16 protein-coding genes are annotated in these 16,822 nt (G+C 54.2%); 5 read left to right on the top strand and 11 right to left on the bottom strand.

From position 1 onward, the window contains the following. Positions 1 to 6: 6 nt before the first annotated feature. The 5 genes from potG to nfsA all read right to left on the bottom strand — a co-directional run bounded on the left by potG (position 7) and on the right by nfsA (position 5,014). Positions 7 to 1,140: a putrescine ABC transporter ATP-binding subunit PotG gene (potG, locus tag J5067_RS02500; protein WP_264650356.1), complete on the bottom strand. Its 1,134-nt coding sequence runs from the start codon at positions 1,138 to 1,140 to the stop codon at positions 7 to 9. A gap of 173 nt (positions 1,141 to 1,313) precedes the next feature. Then, positions 1,314 to 2,423, bottom strand: coding sequence for a spermidine/putrescine ABC transporter substrate-binding protein PotF (gene potF, locus J5067_RS02495; protein ID WP_264642206.1), 1,110 nt, complete (start codon positions 2,421 to 2,423; stop codon positions 1,314 to 1,316). Between the two features lie 384 nt (positions 2,424 to 2,807). Further along, positions 2,808 to 3,287 (bottom strand): YbjN domain-containing protein, encoded by a 480-nt coding sequence (locus tag J5067_RS02490; RefSeq protein WP_264643692.1) that lies wholly within the window; start codon positions 3,285 to 3,287, stop codon positions 2,808 to 2,810. A gap of 107 nt (positions 3,288 to 3,394) precedes the next feature. Next, complete coding sequence (gene rimK, locus J5067_RS02485; RefSeq protein ID WP_264628680.1) at positions 3,395 to 4,273, bottom strand: 30S ribosomal protein S6--L-glutamate ligase; 879 nt, start codon at positions 4,271 to 4,273, stop codon at positions 3,395 to 3,397. Positions 4,274 to 4,291: 18 nt separating this feature from the next. Then, on the bottom strand, positions 4,292 to 5,014 hold the full coding sequence (gene nfsA / locus J5067_RS02480; RefSeq protein WP_264642204.1) for an oxygen-insensitive NADPH nitroreductase: 723 nt from the start codon (positions 5,012 to 5,014) through the stop codon (positions 4,292 to 4,294). 263 nt (positions 5,015 to 5,277) lie between these two features. Here nfsA and J5067_RS02475 point away from each other — a divergent pair, with 263 nt between their 5' ends. After that, positions 5,278 to 5,541 (top strand): GrxA family glutaredoxin, encoded by a 264-nt coding sequence (locus J5067_RS02475; protein ID WP_264642203.1) that lies wholly within the window; start codon positions 5,278 to 5,280, stop codon positions 5,539 to 5,541. 64 nt (positions 5,542 to 5,605) lie between these two features. Here the strand turns inward: J5067_RS02475 and J5067_RS02470 are convergent, their stop codons facing one another. Then, positions 5,606 to 5,974 carry an inner membrane protein YbjM gene (locus tag J5067_RS02470; protein WP_264643691.1) on the bottom strand — a complete coding sequence of 123 codons (369 nt, stop codon included), beginning with the start codon at positions 5,972 to 5,974 and terminating at the stop codon, positions 5,606 to 5,608. A gap of 360 nt (positions 5,975 to 6,334) precedes the next feature. Here J5067_RS02470 and J5067_RS02465 point away from each other — a divergent pair, with 360 nt between their 5' ends. Together J5067_RS02465 and deoR are read left to right on the top strand one after the other, a co-directional pair. Next, on the top strand, positions 6,335 to 8,023 hold the full coding sequence (locus J5067_RS02465) for an aspartate:alanine antiporter (RefSeq protein ID WP_264642202.1): 1,689 nt from the start codon (positions 6,335 to 6,337) through the stop codon (positions 8,021 to 8,023). Between the two features lie 239 nt (positions 8,024 to 8,262). After that, on the top strand, positions 8,263 to 9,036 hold the full coding sequence (gene deoR / locus J5067_RS02460; protein ID WP_264650355.1) for a DNA-binding transcriptional repressor DeoR: 774 nt from the start codon (positions 8,263 to 8,265) through the stop codon (positions 9,034 to 9,036). Here deoR and J5067_RS02455 read toward each other — a convergent pair. From J5067_RS02455 to J5067_RS02440, 4 genes are all read right to left on the bottom strand, one after another. Further along, positions 9,033 to 10,202 carry a serine hydrolase gene (locus tag J5067_RS02455; protein WP_264650829.1) on the bottom strand — a complete coding sequence of 390 codons (1,170 nt, stop codon included), beginning with the start codon at positions 10,200 to 10,202 and terminating at the stop codon, positions 9,033 to 9,035. The two genes, deoR and J5067_RS02455, sit on opposite strands and share 4 nt — an antisense overlap. A gap of 306 nt (positions 10,203 to 10,508) precedes the next feature. Further along, the gene (locus J5067_RS02450) at positions 10,509 to 11,168 is read right to left on the bottom strand and encodes a methionine ABC transporter permease (protein ID WP_264650354.1); all 660 of its coding nucleotides are present in this window, start codon (positions 11,166 to 11,168) and stop codon (positions 10,509 to 10,511) included. Further along, on the bottom strand, positions 11,161 to 12,177 hold the full coding sequence (locus J5067_RS02445; RefSeq protein WP_264642199.1) for a methionine ABC transporter ATP-binding protein: 1,017 nt from the start codon (positions 12,175 to 12,177) through the stop codon (positions 11,161 to 11,163). Before J5067_RS02445 ends, J5067_RS02450 begins: the two co-directional genes overlap by 8 nt. Before the next feature lie 84 nt (positions 12,178 to 12,261). Then, entirely contained in the window at positions 12,262 to 13,113 is an 852-nt protein-coding gene (locus tag J5067_RS02440; protein ID WP_264642198.1) for a MetQ/NlpA family ABC transporter substrate-binding protein, read from the bottom strand. Positions 13,114 to 13,363: 250 nt separating this feature from the next. Between J5067_RS02440 and J5067_RS02435 the strand changes: the two genes are divergently transcribed. After that, positions 13,364 to 13,981: a glutathione S-transferase family protein gene (locus tag J5067_RS02435; protein WP_264650353.1), complete on the top strand. Its 618-nt coding sequence runs from the start codon at positions 13,364 to 13,366 to the stop codon at positions 13,979 to 13,981. A gap of 40 nt (positions 13,982 to 14,021) precedes the next feature. On the opposite strand, the gene J5067_RS02430 is transcribed toward J5067_RS02435, so the two are convergent. Then, a complete protein-coding gene (locus J5067_RS02430) occupies positions 14,022 to 15,155 on the bottom strand; it encodes a PQQ-dependent sugar dehydrogenase (RefSeq protein WP_264650352.1) in 1,134 nt (377 codons plus the stop codon). A 231-nt stretch (positions 15,156 to 15,386) separates the two neighbouring features. On the opposite strand from J5067_RS02430, the gene rimO reads away from it, so the two are divergent. Then, positions 15,387 to 16,724: a 30S ribosomal protein S12 methylthiotransferase RimO gene (gene rimO / locus J5067_RS02425; protein WP_264642196.1), complete on the top strand. Its 1,338-nt coding sequence runs from the start codon at positions 15,387 to 15,389 to the stop codon at positions 16,722 to 16,724. Positions 16,725 to 16,822 lie beyond the last annotated feature (98 nt).

Raw genomic sequence — 16,822 nt, 5'->3', positions numbered from 1 at the left:
GCCCTATCACACCGTCAACACCACACAGCTGTCCGCTTCCCAATACAAGCGCACTTCATCACCCCAGGTGGGTGCGCCTTTGCGATAGCGGTAAGCATTTTGCAACTGGGCGCTGATGATCTGCCCACTGTTGAGACGCACATGGTAAATCGACAGATCGCCCAGATAAGCAATATGCACCACTTCGCCGACAGCAAAGTTACAGCCGTCTTCGGGCACCTCTTCGCACAGCATGATTTTTTCGGGGCGCAGTGCAACATGCACCGGCACGCCATCCACCACGGAGACATCGGTATTCACTTTCAGCGGATGAACCAGACCCGGGCTTTGAATAATCAACGCATCGTCCTGACGCTCTTTCAGCAGCCCTTCAAACATATTGACCGAGCCGATAAATTCGGCGCTGAAACGCGTGGTCGGGTGTTCATAAATCTCTTCCGGCTCGCCGATTTGCACAAACTTGCCGCGATTCATGATGGCGATGCGCCCGGCCATGGTCATGGCCTCTTCCTGATCGTGGGTCACCATCACGCAGGTCACGCCAACACGCTCAAGAATATCCACCACTTCCAGTTGCATACGGTCGCGCAGCTTTTTGTCCAGTGCGCCCATCGGCTCATCCAGCAGCAGCAGTTTCGGGCGTTTAGCCAGACTGCGCGCCAGTGCCACGCGCTGACGCTGACCGCCGGAAAGCTGATGCGGTTTACGCCCGGCAAACTCCTGCATATGCACCAGCGTCAGCATTTCTTCCACCCGGTCTTTAATTTCAGCGCGGGACAGCTTGTCCTGCTTCAAACCGAAAGCGATATTCTTCTCAACCGTCATATGCGGAAACAGGGCATACGACTGAAACATCATATTGATAGGGCGCTGATAGGGCGGTACCAGCGACAGATCCTGTCCATCCAGCACAATCTGCCCCTGCGTGGGGTGTTCAAAACCGGCCAACATACGCAACAGGGTGGATTTACCGCAGCCGGAAGCCCCCAGCAGCGCGAAAATCTCACCTTTGTAGATAGTCAGACTCACATCATCCACGGCCGCCTGACCGTCAAAGGATTTGGTCAAATTGCGCACTTCCAACAGTGGCGTTACGGCCTTGTGCGTTTTAGGCTGGGGACGGGAAATTGCATCATTCACTTAGCATTGCTCTCCGGCAAAAGCAGAACAAACGAATAACCCACGGTGGAGAAGGATCTGCGACAGGCACCCTCGCTCCCTCCGTGCGTTACACCACATACAGCACAAACAGCACAAACAGGCGGGTATTAGCCGCCTGCGGATTATCTCATAATCTCAACGTACAAAAACAGTTACTTGCCGCTTTTTACCTTGGTCCAGGCGCGGGTACGCGCGCGGTCAATTTGCGGTGATTGTACTTTGAGCGTAAACAGCTTGGCGCGCACATCATCCGGCGGGAAGATGCCAGGATCATTACGTACGGCTTCATCAACCAGCGGAACGGAGGCTTTGTTGCCGTTGGCATAGAAGACGTAATTGCTGACATTGGCAATCACTTCCGGTTTCATCAGGTAGTTGAGGAACTGATAGGCTTCCTCTTTATTTTTGGCATCAACCGGCATGGCGAGCACGTCAAAGAACGCCATCGCCCCCTCTTTCGGAATGCTGTAGCCGATGTTCACGCCGTTCTTCGCTTCCTTGGCACGGTTAGCCGCCTGCTTCACGTCTCCGGCCCAACCGATAGCCACGCAGATGTCGCCGTTGGCCAGATCGTTAATGTACTGGGAAGAGTGGAAATAGCGGATGCTCGGGCGCAATTTCAGCAGCAGGTCGGTGGCGCTTTTGCTGTAATCATCAGCCTTGGTGCTGTTCGGATCTTTACCCTGATAATTCAGCACGGTGGCGAAAATCTCTTCCGGCGCATCCAGGAAGGCAACGCCGCAGCTTTTCAGTTTTTCCAGATTTTCCGGCTTCAACACCAGATCCCAACTGTCGATTGGCGCATCCGTACCCAGCGCGGCTTTGACTTTATCGATGTTAAAGCCAATGCCCGTGGTCGCCCACAGATAGGGAATGGCAAATTTGTTATCCGGATCGTGCTGAGCAATCAGCTTCATCAGCTCGGGATCGAGATTTTTGTAGTTAGGCAGCTTACTTTTATCCAGCGGCTGGAAAACGCCCGCGGCAAGCTGACGCTCCAGGAAGCTGGCAGAAGGTACCACTAGGTCAAAACCGGTGCTGCCTGCCATCAATTTGCCTTCCAACACTTCGTTGGAGTCAAACACGTCATAAACGACTTTGATGCCCGTTTCTTTCTGGAAATTGCTCAGGGTGTCCGGCGCAATGTAATCTGACCAGTTATACACATGCAGCGTTTTTTCTTCCGCAGATGCGGTGACGGACGCGGCCATCATCAAGCCGGCAACAACACCCGAGAGCCATGTTTTACGTTGGGTGAACATCCGTTCCTTCCTCCATACCAGGGGTGAATCATGGAATAAAATCCGTATCAGGACGATACCGGACACATACCTGAACTTATCGCGCCGACGGACGAGGATGTTGAATGGCTATGCACTAAAAATAATCATAGTACACACAGACATAAATGCATTGTCATCGCCTGACGGTCACAGGAAGTTAGCATAACCGCCTCGTGTTCGCGGTGCTATATGTGCAACGTAAAAAACGGCTTTTATCGATTAATTATGCAGGAGTTGGCGCGGTGAACGGCAAGTCATTACTCTGGGCGGTGGAATATATCAGAAAAATCATTTTTAGCAGAATAAACCAAACATAATCAGCAAATAAGAAAAAGTGATTGCTGCCCGCAGGCAGCAACAGAATCAATGCAGGCTGTGTGACAGGCTGCGCGCAGGAGAGCTCTCTTCTTCTTCGCCGAGAAACAGCATATTGTTAGCACAGGCCTCCAGAATAACCATGGAGATCTGCTCTTCAGACTGCTGCATAAAGTGGCGGAACTGTTCAATGACCACGCCGGCCGCTACGTCGAGCGTCTGGCAGACGATAAGCTTTGGCAGATTGTCGTCTTGCACATCAAGAAAGGCTTTCACCGTCAGAGAACTGGCATTGATTTGGCTCAGGTTGCCCGCCAGGGAAATCAACGCGCTGGGTTTTACTTCTGCCAACGCGGAAAACAGAATAACACCGTCCACCAGATCAACTTTGGCATCGAAAATGCCGTCGAAATTCTGCATATGGGGCAAATGCAACGCCTGACAAGAGTCGCATTCAAAATAGAGAATATTAAGTTGATCCAACCACCGCCGCAGCAGATTCAGATCCGGAACGATGAGTGAATCCATCATAATTTGCCTCATTTGCGCCTGTAACGTAAAAACCTTACTAGCTTACGTAAAATTTGCGCACGATACCAATAGAAAAGCGGGATTGCCTATCAGGCTGGTGATACTCAGCCGCATGCGTGCTGCTCAATAAACGCAATCATCATGTCGGCGATATCCAATTGGGTGGTGCGTTCAATCCCTTCCAAACCGGGAGAGGCATTTACCTCCATCACCAGCGGTCCGCGCGCCGCGCGTAAAATATCCACGCCCGCCACGCTCAGCCCCAGCGTTTGGGTCGCTTTCACCGCAATGGCACGCTCACGCTCCGTGATGATAACCGGTCGTGCAGTGCCGCCACGGTGTAAATTGGAGCGAAAATCGCCCTCTTTGGCCTGACGTTCGATGGCCGCCACCACGGTATCGCCAATCACCAGACAGCGGACATCCCTGCCCTGCGCCTCGCTCACATACTCCTGAACCAGAATGTGCGCATTCAGGCCGCGAAACGCATCAATCACGCTTTCGGCCGCCTGACGCGTTTCTGCCAACACCACGCCAATTCCCTGAGTGCCCTCAACCAGTTTAACCACCAGCGGTGCGCCGCCCACCATAGCGATCAGATCGCTGGTATCGTCCGGCGAGTGAGCAAAACCGGTGATCGGTAAATCGATGCCCTCGCGCGCCAACAGTTGCAGCGAGTGCAATTTGTCCCGTGCACGGGTGATTGAGAGCGCATTGTTCAACGGAAAGCTTCCCAGCATTTCAAACTGGCGCAACACGGCGGTGCCGTAGAAGGTAATCTGTGAGCCGATGCGTGGGATTACCGCATCGTATTTTACCAACTGCTTCCCGCGATAATGCACCGTGGGCGCAGCAGAGTTGATGTTCATGTAGCACGAGAGTGGGTCAATAATATCGACAACGTGCTTGCGTGCTTCTGCGGCTTCACGTAACCGCATGCAGGAGTAGAGGCTGCCGTCCCGGGATAAAATGGCGATCTTCATCAGTTCCTCTCCCCTGTTTTAGCGGATTGCCCAGCCTTGCTGATGCAAGTAGTCCAGAATAAAGGGCCTTAGCTCTTTTTGCAGCGTGCGCTGCACGTGCTCACTCCAGGTATCGCGGCGACGATTACTGCCACGCTGCTGATAGTAATCCCCCAATTGCTGGTCATACTGTGCCAGCGCGGCTTTATCTAACGGCTGATAGCCATTTTCATGCACCACCAGCGAGGCGGGCAGGCGCGGTTTGCGATCGGGCGTCGCAGCGGGATAGCCCAGACAGAGGCCAAACAGCGGCAACACCTGCTGTGGCAGCGACAACAGCGAGGTGACCTCGGCAATGTGATTACGGATACCGCCGATAAACACGCCGCCCAGTCCCAGCGATTCCGCCGCGACCAGCGCATTCTGTCCCATCAGCGCCGTATCAACGCATCCCAGCAGCAATTGCTCTGCCATCCCGGTTTGCGCCTGCGGAAAGATCTCCAGATGACGGTGGAAATCGGCGCAAAACACCCAGAACTCGGCGGCGTCAGCCACATGCTGCTGATCGCCACAATAGCGGGCCAACGTCTGGCGCAGCGTGGGATCGGTAATGCGAATAATCGAGCTGCATTGTAAAAAGCTCGAGCTGGACGCGCTCTGGGCCGCAGCAATAATGGCATCGCGCGCGTCCGGCGCAATAGGCTGTGTGCTAAAAGCACGAATGGAGCGATGGTTTAGCAGCAGATCGATAGTTGGCGTCACTCTTCGAGTCCTTATGATGGTGTGTCCTGAAAGCAGCGGGGGTCGGCTCTGTGAACCGGACAGCCAGGCGCTTAACAGGCAGTATAAGCCAGCCGTTGCGACTGACCAATGCTGCTCAGCGCATGTTATGCGGTTTGATAGCCATTACATATTAATGCAACAGGGATTTACTGCTTTTTTTTCAGCGCGGATAGGGGCATAGTACCTCTCAGAAAGACGAGAACAATATCGTTTACAGCCTTTTGTTTTGATAAGGAGTTAACATGTTTGCTGTTATTTTTGGCCGCCCTGGCTGCCCGTACTGTGTTCGTGCCAAAGCGCTGGCAGAAAAACTGACTGAACAACGTGACGACTTCAGTTTCCGCTACGTTGATATTCACGCCGAAGGGATCAGCAAAGACGACCTGTCTAAAACCGTGGGTAAACCGGTTGAAACGGTTCCACAGATCTTTTTGGACGAAAAACACATCGGCGGTTGCACCGACTTCGAAGCCTATGCCAAAGCGAATCTGAACCTGTTTCAGTAAAACGGCAACGCAGTGACCAAACCCGTCACTCAAGGCGCACTCTGCGCCTTGAGTGTTGTTATCTTCAGCGAAAATACCGCTGGCACGAGACATACACGAACAAAAACCCCAGCGCGCCCATCAAACTCCAGAACACCGCGCTCATCACGTAAGCCAGTTCCTGCCAGAACGCGTTCATTGGCGTGCGCCAAAAGTGCAGAATAATCAGGCACAGCGGCATCGCCATCAGCGCGCCGAGAAAGGGGTAACGCAAACGACCACGCGCCGATAACCCGCTGGCTACAATGCCGGGCAGCAAAAACAACAGCATCCCAGGCTCTCCCCGAAATCCCGTTTGCGTTGCGGAAAAGACATCCATTTTTTGACTCAAAAACACCACGGTAAACAACAAAAAACAGCAGGTTGCACCTACCCACCCCTTATTGCTTCCCATATTCGCCTCTCTTTGCCCCACGCCGACGTCGCCAGACGAGGTCGAATGAGGTGTATTTAATCGGAACAACATCGGAATATCCCTGATATAACAGCAAGCAAGGCGGCATCACTTTTATAAAATAAAGGCTGGCTGTAACACGAACACCCAACTAAAATGGCAGCACTCTTGCTACGCGTCGGGCAATTTATTTTCAGGAAACGGATGGCACCTGTGCCGAATCACGCGCTTTCCCTGCCGGATTCTTCACGCCCTGTTCCACTATTGCCCTACAGTGAGTATTCTGAGTGAATGGGATTAAATTTAGCCCTTACCTTCATTAATATCAAGAACTTACTAGTAAACAACACGTTACAGGCCATGAATATAAACGTCGCTGAGTTGTTAAACGGGAATTACATACTGCTGTTATTTGTGGTGCTTTCATTGGGTCTGTGCCTGGGGAAAATACGACTAGGCAGCGTTCAACTGGGTAATTCCATTGGTGTTTTAGTGGTATCGCTATTATTGGGGCAGCAGCACTTTGCCATAAATACCGATGCGCTGAATCTCGGTTTTATGCTGTTTATTTTTTGCGTCGGCATCGAAGCGGGGCCTAATTTTTTCTCCATTTTTTTTCGTGACGGTAAAAACTATTTCGCCCTTGCCTTAGTCTTGGTCAGCTCGGCGCTGGTGTTGGCACTGCTGTTGGGCAAACTTTTCGGCTGGGATATCGGCCTGACGGCAGGCATGCTGGCAGGTGCAATGACCTCAACGCCCGTGCTGGTTGGGGCGGGAGATGCGCTACGCAATGCCAACAGCGTCAATCCACAGCTTGGCGTCGAATTGGATCACCTGAGCCTTGGCTATGCGCTGACCTATCTGATCGGGCTGGTCAGCCTGATTTTTGGCGCACGCTATCTACCAAAACTGCAGCATCAGGATCTGCCGACCAGCGCGCAACAAATCGCGCGTGAACGCGGTCTCGATCCCGACAGTCAACGTAAAGTGTATCTCCCCATTATCCGCGCTTATCGCGTCGGGCCGGAGCTGGTTGCCTGGGCGGACGGAAAAAATCTGCGCGAACTGGGCATTTACCGGCAAACCGGCTGCTCCATTGAACGCCTGCGTCGTAACGGCATTCTCGCCACGCCGGATGGGGATGCGACCTTGCAACTGGGCGATGAGATCGCGTTGGTGGGCTATCCGGATGCCCATGCACGCCTCAACTCCAATTTCCGCGATGGCAAGGAAGTGTTCGATCGTGACCTGCTCGATATGCGCATCGTCACCGAAGAGATTGTGGTCAAAAACAACAACGGCGTCGGCAAACGCCTCAGCCAGTTAAAACTGACCGACCACGGCTGCTTTTTAAACCGCATCGTGCGCAACCAGATTGAAATGCCGATCGATGATGGCGTAGTGCTGAACAAAGGGGATGTGCTACAGGTGAGCGGCGATGCCCGGCGGGTGAAAAGCATCGCCGATCGTATCGGGTTTATTTCCATCCACAGTCAGGTCACCGACCTGCTGGCGTTCTGCGCCTTCTTCATTATCGGCATCATGGTCGGGCTTATCACCTTCCAGTTCCGCAACTTCAATTTTGCGATTGGCAGCGCAGCCGGATTGCTGTTTGCCGGGATCATGCTGGGTTTCTTGCGTGCCAACCACCCGACCTTTGGCTATATTCCGCAGGGTGCGCTGAATATGGTAAAAGAATTTGGCCTGATGGTGTTTATGGCGGGCGTTGGCCTGAGCGCGGGCAGCACTATCGGCACCAGCTTTGGCTCCGTGGGCATACAAATGCTGTTTGCCGGACTGGCGATCAGCCTGATCCCGGTGGTTATCTGCTTTCTGTTTGGTGCCTATGTGCTGCGCATGAACCGGGCGCTGCTGTTTGGCGCGATTATGGGTGCGCGCACCTGTGCGCCCGCCATGGATATCATCAGCGATACCGCGCGCAGTAATATCCCGGCGCTCGGCTACGCGGGCACTTACGCCATCGCCAACGTGTTGCTGACATTGGCCGGTTCACTGATCGTGATTATCTGGCCTGAATTGCCGTTTTAAGCAGGTTGAAAAAAATTGTCACTATTCTTTAAAAAAAAACGAACTTTTTCTCATGCATAACGTCTGAATAAGTGCCGCTGCTTTTCTTTGAAATCCCCTTATTGAGGAGCCCGTCGTTCCCGCCTTTTCAGGTTCAAGAATGATGGGCCTTTTCTTTTCTTACCGACCAGACTTCCCTTTGCGACCCGATTCTATTGAATGGTACTATTCACGCCGGACTCACGGGGGATAACCATACGATGGAAACACGGCGCGCAGCACGGATCAACAAACTGACTCAGGCATTGAAGAATGGCGATCGGTTGCACTTGAAACAAGCAGCAGAACTGTTGGGCGTCTCCGAAATGACCGTGCGTCGCGATCTGAACGCCACCTCAGCCAGTGTGATTCTTCTGGGCGGCTACGTGGTAAACGATCCACAGGGCAGCGCTATGGGTCACTATTTTGTGTCCGATCAACAGAACCAGCAGGTGCAGGAAAAACGGGTGGCGGGCCGTCTGGCGGCGCAACTGGTCGAAGCCGGTGATACCGTTTTTTTTGACTGCGGCACCACCCTGCCCTTTATTATCGATGCCATCGACGAAGCGCTGCCCTTTACCGCTGTTTGCTACTCCCTGAACACCTTTCTGGCGCTGCAAGCCAAACCTGCCGCCAAAGTCATTTTATGCGGCGGAGAATTCCATCCCGATAATGCCATTTTCACCCCGCTGACGCGGCAGAGTGAACTGGACCCGATCTGCACCAACAAAGCCTTTATCTCTGCGGCGGGGGTCGATATCAAGCGGGGAGCGACCTGTTTTAATTTTGCCGAACTGGATATCAAACACCGGGCGATGGCGCTATCGCAGCGCACTATTTTGGTGGCCGACAGCAGCAAATTTGGCCGAATACAGCCTGCCGCTATCGGCGCATTGACGCAGTTCGACACGCTGGTGACCGACTGCGCCCCGCAGGGCACTTATCAGGATTTCACGCTCGACAACGGCATCATGCTGATCTATCCCGGCTGTTAAAACCAGCCGCCGAACCATTTGGTCAGGGTTAGCCATACCGCATCCCACAGTCGCCCGAACAGGCCAGCTTCCGGCACCTCATCCAGCACCACCAGCGGCCTCTGGGCGATCACTTTGCCATCCAACTGGAAATCCACCGTGCCGACCGCCTGATTTTTCGCCAACGGTGCCTGTAAATGTGGCGACGTCAGGGTAAAGCTGGCTTTCAGATTGCGCATTTGCCCTTTTGGCACCGTGAGGGCGACATCGTCAGCAACCCCCAGCCGCGCTTCACTCTGTGCGCCGTACCAGACACGCTGAGTGGTAAAGGTAGTATTGCCCTGAACCGGCGTGACCGTTTCGAAGAAGCGGAAACCCCAGGTCAGCAGCTTTTCGCTGTCGCGGAAACGAATGGCATCCGTCGGTGCACCCAGCACCACAGAAATCAACCGCATGTTGCCTTCCGTCGCGGATGCCACCAGATTGTGCCCGGCACCGCTGGTGTGTCCGGTTTTGATACCGTCGACATTCAGGTTACTGCTCCACAACAAACGGTTGCGGTTGGGCTGTTTGATGTTATTGAAGGTGAATTCTTTTTCTTTGTGCAGGGCATACTCTTCCGGCACATCGCGAATCAACGCCTGCCCCAACAGCGCCATATCACGCGCCGTGCTGTACTGCCCGGTAGCATCCAGTCCGTGCACGGTGAGGAAATGGGTATTGGTGAGGTTGAGTGATTTGACGTAGTTGTTCATCAGGCTGACAAACGCATCCTGACTGCCCGCCACGTAGTCGGCCAACGCAATGCTGGCATCATTGCCCGATTGGATAACGATGCCTCTGTTCAGCTCCAGGACCGGAATTTTATCGCCGGGTTTCAAAAACATCAGCGATGAACCACGCAGTGCGGGGTTACCTGTTGCCCAGGCATCTTTACCGACGGTAACCAGATCGTCTGGTTTGATTTTTTCCGTTTTTATCGCCTGACCGATGACGTAGCTTGCCATCATTTTCGTCAGGCTGGCGGGATCAAGCCGCTCATCCGCCCGCTGTTCCGCCAACACCACGCCGCTGTGGTAATCAATAAGAATAAAGGCTTTGGCGTCGATCTGCGGCGCGGCTGGCACCTGTTCAGCCTGTACGTGTGGGGTCAGCGTCAGCCACAGCAGCGTCGCGCTGCACAGCATCAGGCGGGAGCACGCGGCCTTGGAAAATCGAGTCTGGGGAAAATGGGCCGTGGTGTTCATGCGTCCTCCATGTCGTTAGTCGCGCAGTTAATCTGGTCAAATTTCGATATTCTTTGCAACGAATAGCAATAAGCTGCCAACGTTACCGTCCGCCGGATGACAATGAAACGCCCTACTCTGTAAAGATACTCAAAGAAATGCAAACGTCTAGAAAATACGCTGATTTATAAATGCGTTATGAGAGTTTTCTCATGGAAGGAAGGAAAAACCGGCAAGCAGCATGGGGCGCTCGCCGGTAGCGGGCCGTTAGCGACGATCGCGCTTATCCGCCCGCTTGGCAAACCAGTCACCCAACATCTGCACCACTTGTACCAGAATAACCAGCGCCACCACGGTCACCACCATCACCTGCGTTTCATAGCGGTAATAACCAAAGCGAATGGCTAAATCACCGACGCCGCCGCCGCCCACAATGCCCGCCATCGCGGAGTAGCCAATCAGGCTGACCAGCGTGATGGTCAGACCGCGCAGCAAGCCCGCCTTGGCTTCCGGCAGCAGTACAGTCCCGATAATGCGCATCGGGCTGGCGCCGAACGCCTCCGCCGCCTCGACAATACCGGGATCGACTTCGCGCAGGGCGCTGTCCACCAGACGCGCATAAAACGCCATCGCGGCCACCGACATCGGCACCGAGGCCGCCACTGGCCCGATAGTGTTACCCAGCAGTATCTGGGTGAGCGGCAACAACAGCACCAGCAGGATGACAAACGGGACAGAGCGGATAATGTTGACCAAAATCGTGCTGCACAAATACACCGCACGGTTTTGCCAAAACAGGTTTCTGTCGGTGACAAAAATCAGCAGGCCCAAAGGCAGACCTCCGACAATGGCGCACAGCGTCGCGATGCTGACCATCTGAAAGGTTTCGCCAAACGCAACGGTCAGGTCGAGCCAAAAATCACCCATGTAACACCTCCACGCGCGCCGTGCGGGTTTGAACGTAATGGATAGCGCCAGCCAGTTGCTCGCTGTCCGTCGGGTGGGTCAGTAACACCACCAGAATACCTAACGCACGGTTGCCGATATATTCAATCTTGCCGTGCAAAATGTTGACCGAAACGCCATAACGCACCGCCACATCGGATAACACCGGCTGCTCGGCGGAATCGCCGATAAACAGAATTTTCAGCAACGTACCTTGCAGCTCTTCTTTCAGGCGAGCGGGCAGTTCCAGATTCAGCGTGTGGGAGACCAACTGTTGCGTGAACGGATGCTGCGGTGCGGCAAACACATCGAACACCTCACCTTCTTCCACTACGCGGCCTTGCGTCATCACCGCCATGCGGTCACACACCGTTTTGATGACGCTCATTTCATGAGAAATCAGCACAATGGTGATCCCCAGGCGCTGATTAATCTCCTTGAGCAGCACCAGAATGGCGGCTGAGGTTTCCAGATCGAGGGCCGAGGTCGGCTCATCGCACAGCAGCACTTGCGGATGGTTGGCAATCGCGCGTGCAATGCCGACGCGCTGTTTCTGCCCACCACTCAAGCGGGAAGGATAGACATCCGCCTTATCGGACAATCCAACAAGATTCAGCATTTCAGGCACGCGCTGGGCAATTTCCTGCGCAGATTTGCCCGCGGCTTTCAAACTGAATGCGACGTTCTCCGCCACGGTACGCGTCTGCATCAGGTTGAAATGCTGGAAAATCATGCCAATGCCCTGACGGGCGCGGCGCAGCTCGCTGCCGCTTAAATCACTGATCGTGACACCATTCACCGTAACGCTGCCGCTCGTCGGGCGCTGCAACAGGTTAATGGTACGCAACAGGGTGCTCTTTCCCGCACCGCTGGTGCCCACAATCCCGAAAACTTCACCCTGCTGGATACGCAAGCTGACGTTATCGACCGCCGCCGTTGCGCCCGCTTTCCCCTGCGAAAAATTCACGCTAATCGCGTTGAGTTCTATCATCACCGATTCTCTGTTTTATCCCGGCCAAAAACATTATCCCGGCCAAAGGCCGGGATAATAACACGCTATCGAGCTTATAGCGGCTTACTGTGCGGCACGCGCCTTCATCCATTCTGGCTTCTGAAATTCGCTGAACACGCTGCCCGGCGCATTGATCGCGGCGGCATACGCGTCGGACTCAACGGCAGCTTTAATATCTTTGGCAAACGGCTTATCGATATCATCAGCACGCACGGCAATCACGTTTTTCAGGTTTTCGTCCAGAATTTCCAGTTTAAGGGCGGTGGACAACTTCAGCCCGGCGGCAAACGCAAAGTTACCGTTAACCAGCGAGGCGGTTACGCTATCCAGCGTGCGCGGTAACTGGGCCGCTTCCAGCGGTTTGAATACCAGACCGCGCGGGTTATCAACAATATCTTTTTCTGATGCTTTGGTAGCATCAAGATCCGGTTTGATGGTGATCAACCCGAGCGATTGCAAAAAACGCAGTCCGCGCGCCAGATTGGTCGCATCGTTGGACAACGTAATCACGTCGCCTTTTTTCAACTCATCCAGCGAGTGAATTTTTTTGGAATAGAATCCCATGCTTGCCGTTGGCACGATGATCAGCTTCGCCAGCTTCAAGCCTTTGTCTGCCGCAAACTTTTCCAGATAGAGCGAATGCTGGAACAGGTTGGCATCAATGCTGCCGTTCGCCAGCGCCAGATTGGGCTGCACGTAGTCGCTAAACTCACGCACCACCACTTTGTAGCCTTTTTTCTCGAGCTGCGGTTTGATGGTCTGGTTTACCATGTCGCCATAGGGACCGGGTGCCACGCCAAACGTCAAGGTCTGCGGATCGGTGCTGGCCAATGCCGAGGAAGTGCCCGCCACAAACGGCAGTGCGGAAATAAGCGCCGCGCCCAGCAAAGCGCGAAAACGATGGGTCAAAGTCATTGTGATTTCCCTGTTTTATATTGTGTACTGCATTATGAAAAATCCGCTTTGGGATGATAAAGATTAAATTGGCATATCTTTATGTCGGCGACACGTTAGCACACGCCAGCCGGGATCAAAACAGCATGCTATTCAGGATGATAATTCCCTTTTCTTCTCCCTCCGCGCCATTGAAAGCAGGTATAGTGGTTGATGTTGTTGCTGTCGGGGCGTCAACGCGCTTCCTCCCATTCGCCATCAGAGGGTTATCATGCTTACTTTATGGGGCCGAGAGAATTCGAGTAATGTCAAAAAAGTCCGCTGGCTCGCCGCAGAACTGGGGTTGAGTTATCAGCACATTCTGGCTGGCGGTCAGTTTGGCCGTAATCGCGAAGCAGATTATCTGTCCATGAACCCAAATGGGCTAATTCCCTGCCTGCAAGACGACGATCTGGTGTTGTGGGAATCCAATACCATTGTGCGTTATCTGGCCGCCAAATACGGTCAGCAGAGCCTCTATCTGGCCGATCACGGTCAGCGCGCCAATGCAGAAAAGTGGATGGACTGGGCAATATCGTTGGCTGTGCCATTTGGCACCGTATTTATTGGCCTGGTGCGTACCGCGCCCGAACAGCGTGATGTTGCGCTGATTGCCAAACAGAAAGTGGAGTGCGAACGCCTGCTGGCGATTGCTGACGATGCCCTTTCCCGTCAACCCTGGCTGTCCGGGCAGGCATTTGGTATTGGTGATATTCCCCTGGGATGTATCGCTTATGGCTGGTTTAACATGGACATCGAACGCCCGTCATTGCCGCATTTGGAACGCTGGTATCAACAGCTGACCGCGCGCCCCGCCTTCCGCGACACGGTCATGTTGCCGTTAACCTGATGTGATTTATCCGGCGTGACTCTCCAACAGGGTGCGCCGGTTATTTCAGTCCAACGCGCAATAATTTGCCATCACTGTCATCGGTCAGCAGGTACAGGTAGCCATCCGGCCCGACCCTGACCTCGCGGATACGTTCATTACGATCCGTCAGCAAGCGCTCCTCAGACAGGATACGATCGCCCTCCAGCGTTAAGCGAATCAGGTTGCGCTCCGCCAACGCGCCGATAAACACCGAATTTTTCCACTGCGGGAAACGCTCGTCCTGATAAAATGCCATACCGCTGATCCCGGGCGATTTTTCCCACACATGCGCCGGGTCGGCCATGCCTGGCACGCGGGTTCCCTTCGCCTCTGGAATTTTCAACCCAGAGTAGTTGATACCGTGCGTCGCCAGCGGCCAGCCATAGTTTTTTCCGGCGGCGGGAAAGTTGATTTCATCGCCACCGCGCGGGCCATGCTCATGCTCCCACAGCGTTCCGGTAACCGGGTTAAAAGCCAGCCCCTGAGGATTTCGGTGGCCGTACGACCATATTTCGGGCCGCGCCCCGGCCTTGTTCACAAAGGGATTATCGACAGGGACTTTGCCTTCTGCCGTCAGCCGCACGATCTTCCCTTGCAGCTTATCCAGATCCTGCGCGGTGGGACGCTGGTTATTTTCACCGAGCGAGATAAACAGCATGCCGTGGTTATCGAAAGTCAACTTACCGCCGAAGTGATTGCCGCTGGAGAGTTTGGGCTGTTGACGGAAAAATACGGTGAAGTGCTCTAAGCGGCGATAATCCTCAGACAAACGGCCATAGCCCACGGCGGTACCCGCGTTGCCGTCCTCGCCCGCTTCGGCGAAACTCAGGTAGAGACGACGGCTTTGCGCAAAATCCGGGGCCAAAGCGACTTCCAACAAACCGCCCTGCGATTTGGCAAACACCGCCGGTACGCCATCAATGGGTGCGGAGAGCCCTTTTCCCTGCTGCCAATGGCGCAGTTGCCCGGCGCGTTCGGTGATCAGCATCCCGTTATTTCCCGGCAAAAAGGCCAGTGACCAGGGGTGGTCCAGCTTGTCCTGCAGCTCGGTCACCACAGGCTCTGCCGCCAACAGCGGCGTGGAAACGGTGAGAACAAGCAGCAGCAACCCACGCGCAGGGGCGGTAACGATCCGGGTCAATGAAAACAGCATGGTAGGGCTCCTAGGCAAGGCATTTCACTAACTGTAGGCAGCCCAGTCAGTGCACGCAAAAAAAGCGACGACGTTTTACTTTTCTTGACGTTAGCGCGTCCTGAACGCACAAATCACGCGCCTGATAGCGCGCATCGCCACGTTCTCGCATTAACCCCACACTTAGCTGTATAATGTTTGCCGTAATGTCATTAACATCCCGCGCCATTGATGCAAAGTGAGTAACGTTGAATGTCCCACACAAAAACACCTGCCGCCGCGCCGAAAGTCGGTTTTGTCAGTCTCGGTTGCCCGAAAAACCTGGTCGATTCCGAGCGTATCCTGACTGAGCTGCGCAATGAGGGCTATCAGGTTGTGCCCACCTACGATGACGCCGAAGTGGTTATCGTCAATACCTGCGGTTTTATCGACAGCGCGGTGCAAGAGTCGCTGGAAGCCATTGGTGAAGCGCTGAACGAAAACGGCAAAGTGATCGTTACCGGTTGCCTCGGTGCCAAAGAGAACCAAATCCGCGAAGTGCACCCGAAAGTGTTGGAAATCTCCGGTCCGCACAGCTATGAGCAGGTGATCTCGCATGTGCATCACTATGTTCCCAAACCGGCACACGATCCCTTTACCAGCCTGGTACCCGCGCAGGGCGTCAAACTGACCCCCAAGCACTACGCGTATCTGAAAATTTCTGAAGGTTGCAACCATCGCTGCACCTTCTGCATTATCCCGTCGATGCGCGGCGATTTGGATAGCCGCCCGATCGGCAGCGTGCTGGATGAAGCCAAACGACTGGTCGAAGCCGGTGTGAAAGAGCTGCTGGTGATTTCACAGGATACCTCCGCCTACGGTGCCGATGTGAAGCAGCGCACCGGTTTCTGGAACGGGCAACCGGTAAAAACCAGCATGGTCAGCCTGTGCGAACAGCTTGCCTCACTGGGCGTGTGGGTGCGATTGCACTATGTTTACCCCTATCCCCACGTGGATGACGTGATTCCGCTGATGGCCGCGGGCAAGATCCTGCCCTATCTGGATATCCCGTTACAGCACGCCAGTCCGAAAATTCTCAAGCTGATGAAACGCCCCGGCGCGGTAGAGCGTACGCTGGAGCGAATCAAACAGTGGCGCGTGATGTGCCCTGATTTAACGCTGCGTTCTACCTTTATTGTCGGCTTTCCCGGTGAAACCGAAGAAGATTTCCAAATGCTGCTCGATTTTCTGAGCGAGGCGCGACTGGATCGCGTGGGCTGCTTCCAATACAGCCCGGTCGTCGGCGCGACGGCAAACGACCTGCCGGATCAAGTGCCGGAAGCGATCAAAGAAGAACGTTTTCACCGCTTTATGGCGCTGCAACAGCGTATTTCCGCTGAACGGTTGCAAGAGAAAATCGGCCGCACGTTGCGGGTGCTGATCGATGAAGTGGATGATGAAGGTGCGATTGGCCGCAGCATGGCCGACGCACCGGAAATCGATGGCAGCGTCTACCTTAACGGCGAAACCAACGTCAAAGTGGGTGACGTTGTGCAGGTGGTTATCGAACACGCGGATGAATACGATCTGTGGGGCAGCCGGATAAACTAACCGGATCGCTCACTGCATAAACCGGCCTGCTGGCCGGTTTTTTTTGCCTGCTTTTCGCGCAATCGCGCAACAATCAATCAATAATCGGCTATTAGCTT

It is taken from the genome of Candidatus Symbiopectobacterium sp. NZEC151 (assembly GCF_025962655.1).
Classification (GTDB): domain Bacteria; phylum Pseudomonadota; class Gammaproteobacteria; order Enterobacterales; family Enterobacteriaceae; genus Symbiopectobacterium.
This window is presented reverse-complemented; position numbering and strand designations above follow the sequence as displayed.

Coding starts and splice junctions, on each gene's coding strand:
- potF (WP_264642206.1), bottom strand. CDS start 2,423: ATGTTCACCCAACGTAAAACATGGCTCTCGGGTGTTGTTGCCGGCTTG.
- J5067_RS02490 (WP_264643692.1), bottom strand. CDS start 3,287: ATGGATTCACTCATCGTTCCGGATCTGAATCTGCTGCGGCGGTGGTTG.
- rimK (WP_264628680.1), bottom strand. CDS start 4,273: ATGAAGATCGCCATTTTATCCCGGGACGGCAGCCTCTACTCCTGCATG.
- J5067_RS02475 (WP_264642203.1), top strand. CDS start 5,278: ATGTTTGCTGTTATTTTTGGCCGCCCTGGCTGCCCGTACTGTGTTCGT.
- J5067_RS02470 (WP_264643691.1), bottom strand. CDS start 5,974: ATGGGAAGCAATAAGGGGTGGGTAGGTGCAACCTGCTGTTTTTTGTTG.
- J5067_RS02465 (WP_264642202.1), top strand. CDS start 6,335: ATGAATATAAACGTCGCTGAGTTGTTAAACGGGAATTACATACTGCTG.
- deoR (WP_264650355.1), top strand. CDS start 8,263: ATGGAAACACGGCGCGCAGCACGGATCAACAAACTGACTCAGGCATTG.
- J5067_RS02455 (WP_264650829.1), bottom strand. CDS start 10,202: ATGCTGTGCAGCGCGACGCTGCTGTGGCTGACGCTGACCCCACACGTA.
- J5067_RS02450 (WP_264650354.1), bottom strand. CDS start 11,168: ATGGGTGATTTTTGGCTCGACCTGACCGTTGCGTTTGGCGAAACCTTT.
- J5067_RS02445 (WP_264642199.1), bottom strand. CDS start 12,177: ATGATAGAACTCAACGCGATTAGCGTGAATTTTTCGCAGGGGAAAGCG.
- J5067_RS02440 (WP_264642198.1), bottom strand. CDS start 13,113: ATGACTTTGACCCATCGTTTTCGCGCTTTGCTGGGCGCGGCGCTTATT.
- J5067_RS02435 (WP_264650353.1), top strand. CDS start 13,364: ATGCTTACTTTATGGGGCCGAGAGAATTCGAGTAATGTCAAAAAAGTC.
- J5067_RS02430 (WP_264650352.1), bottom strand. CDS start 15,155: ATGCTGTTTTCATTGACCCGGATCGTTACCGCCCCTGCGCGTGGGTTG.
- rimO (WP_264642196.1), top strand. CDS start 15,387: ATGTCCCACACAAAAACACCTGCCGCCGCGCCGAAAGTCGGTTTTGTC.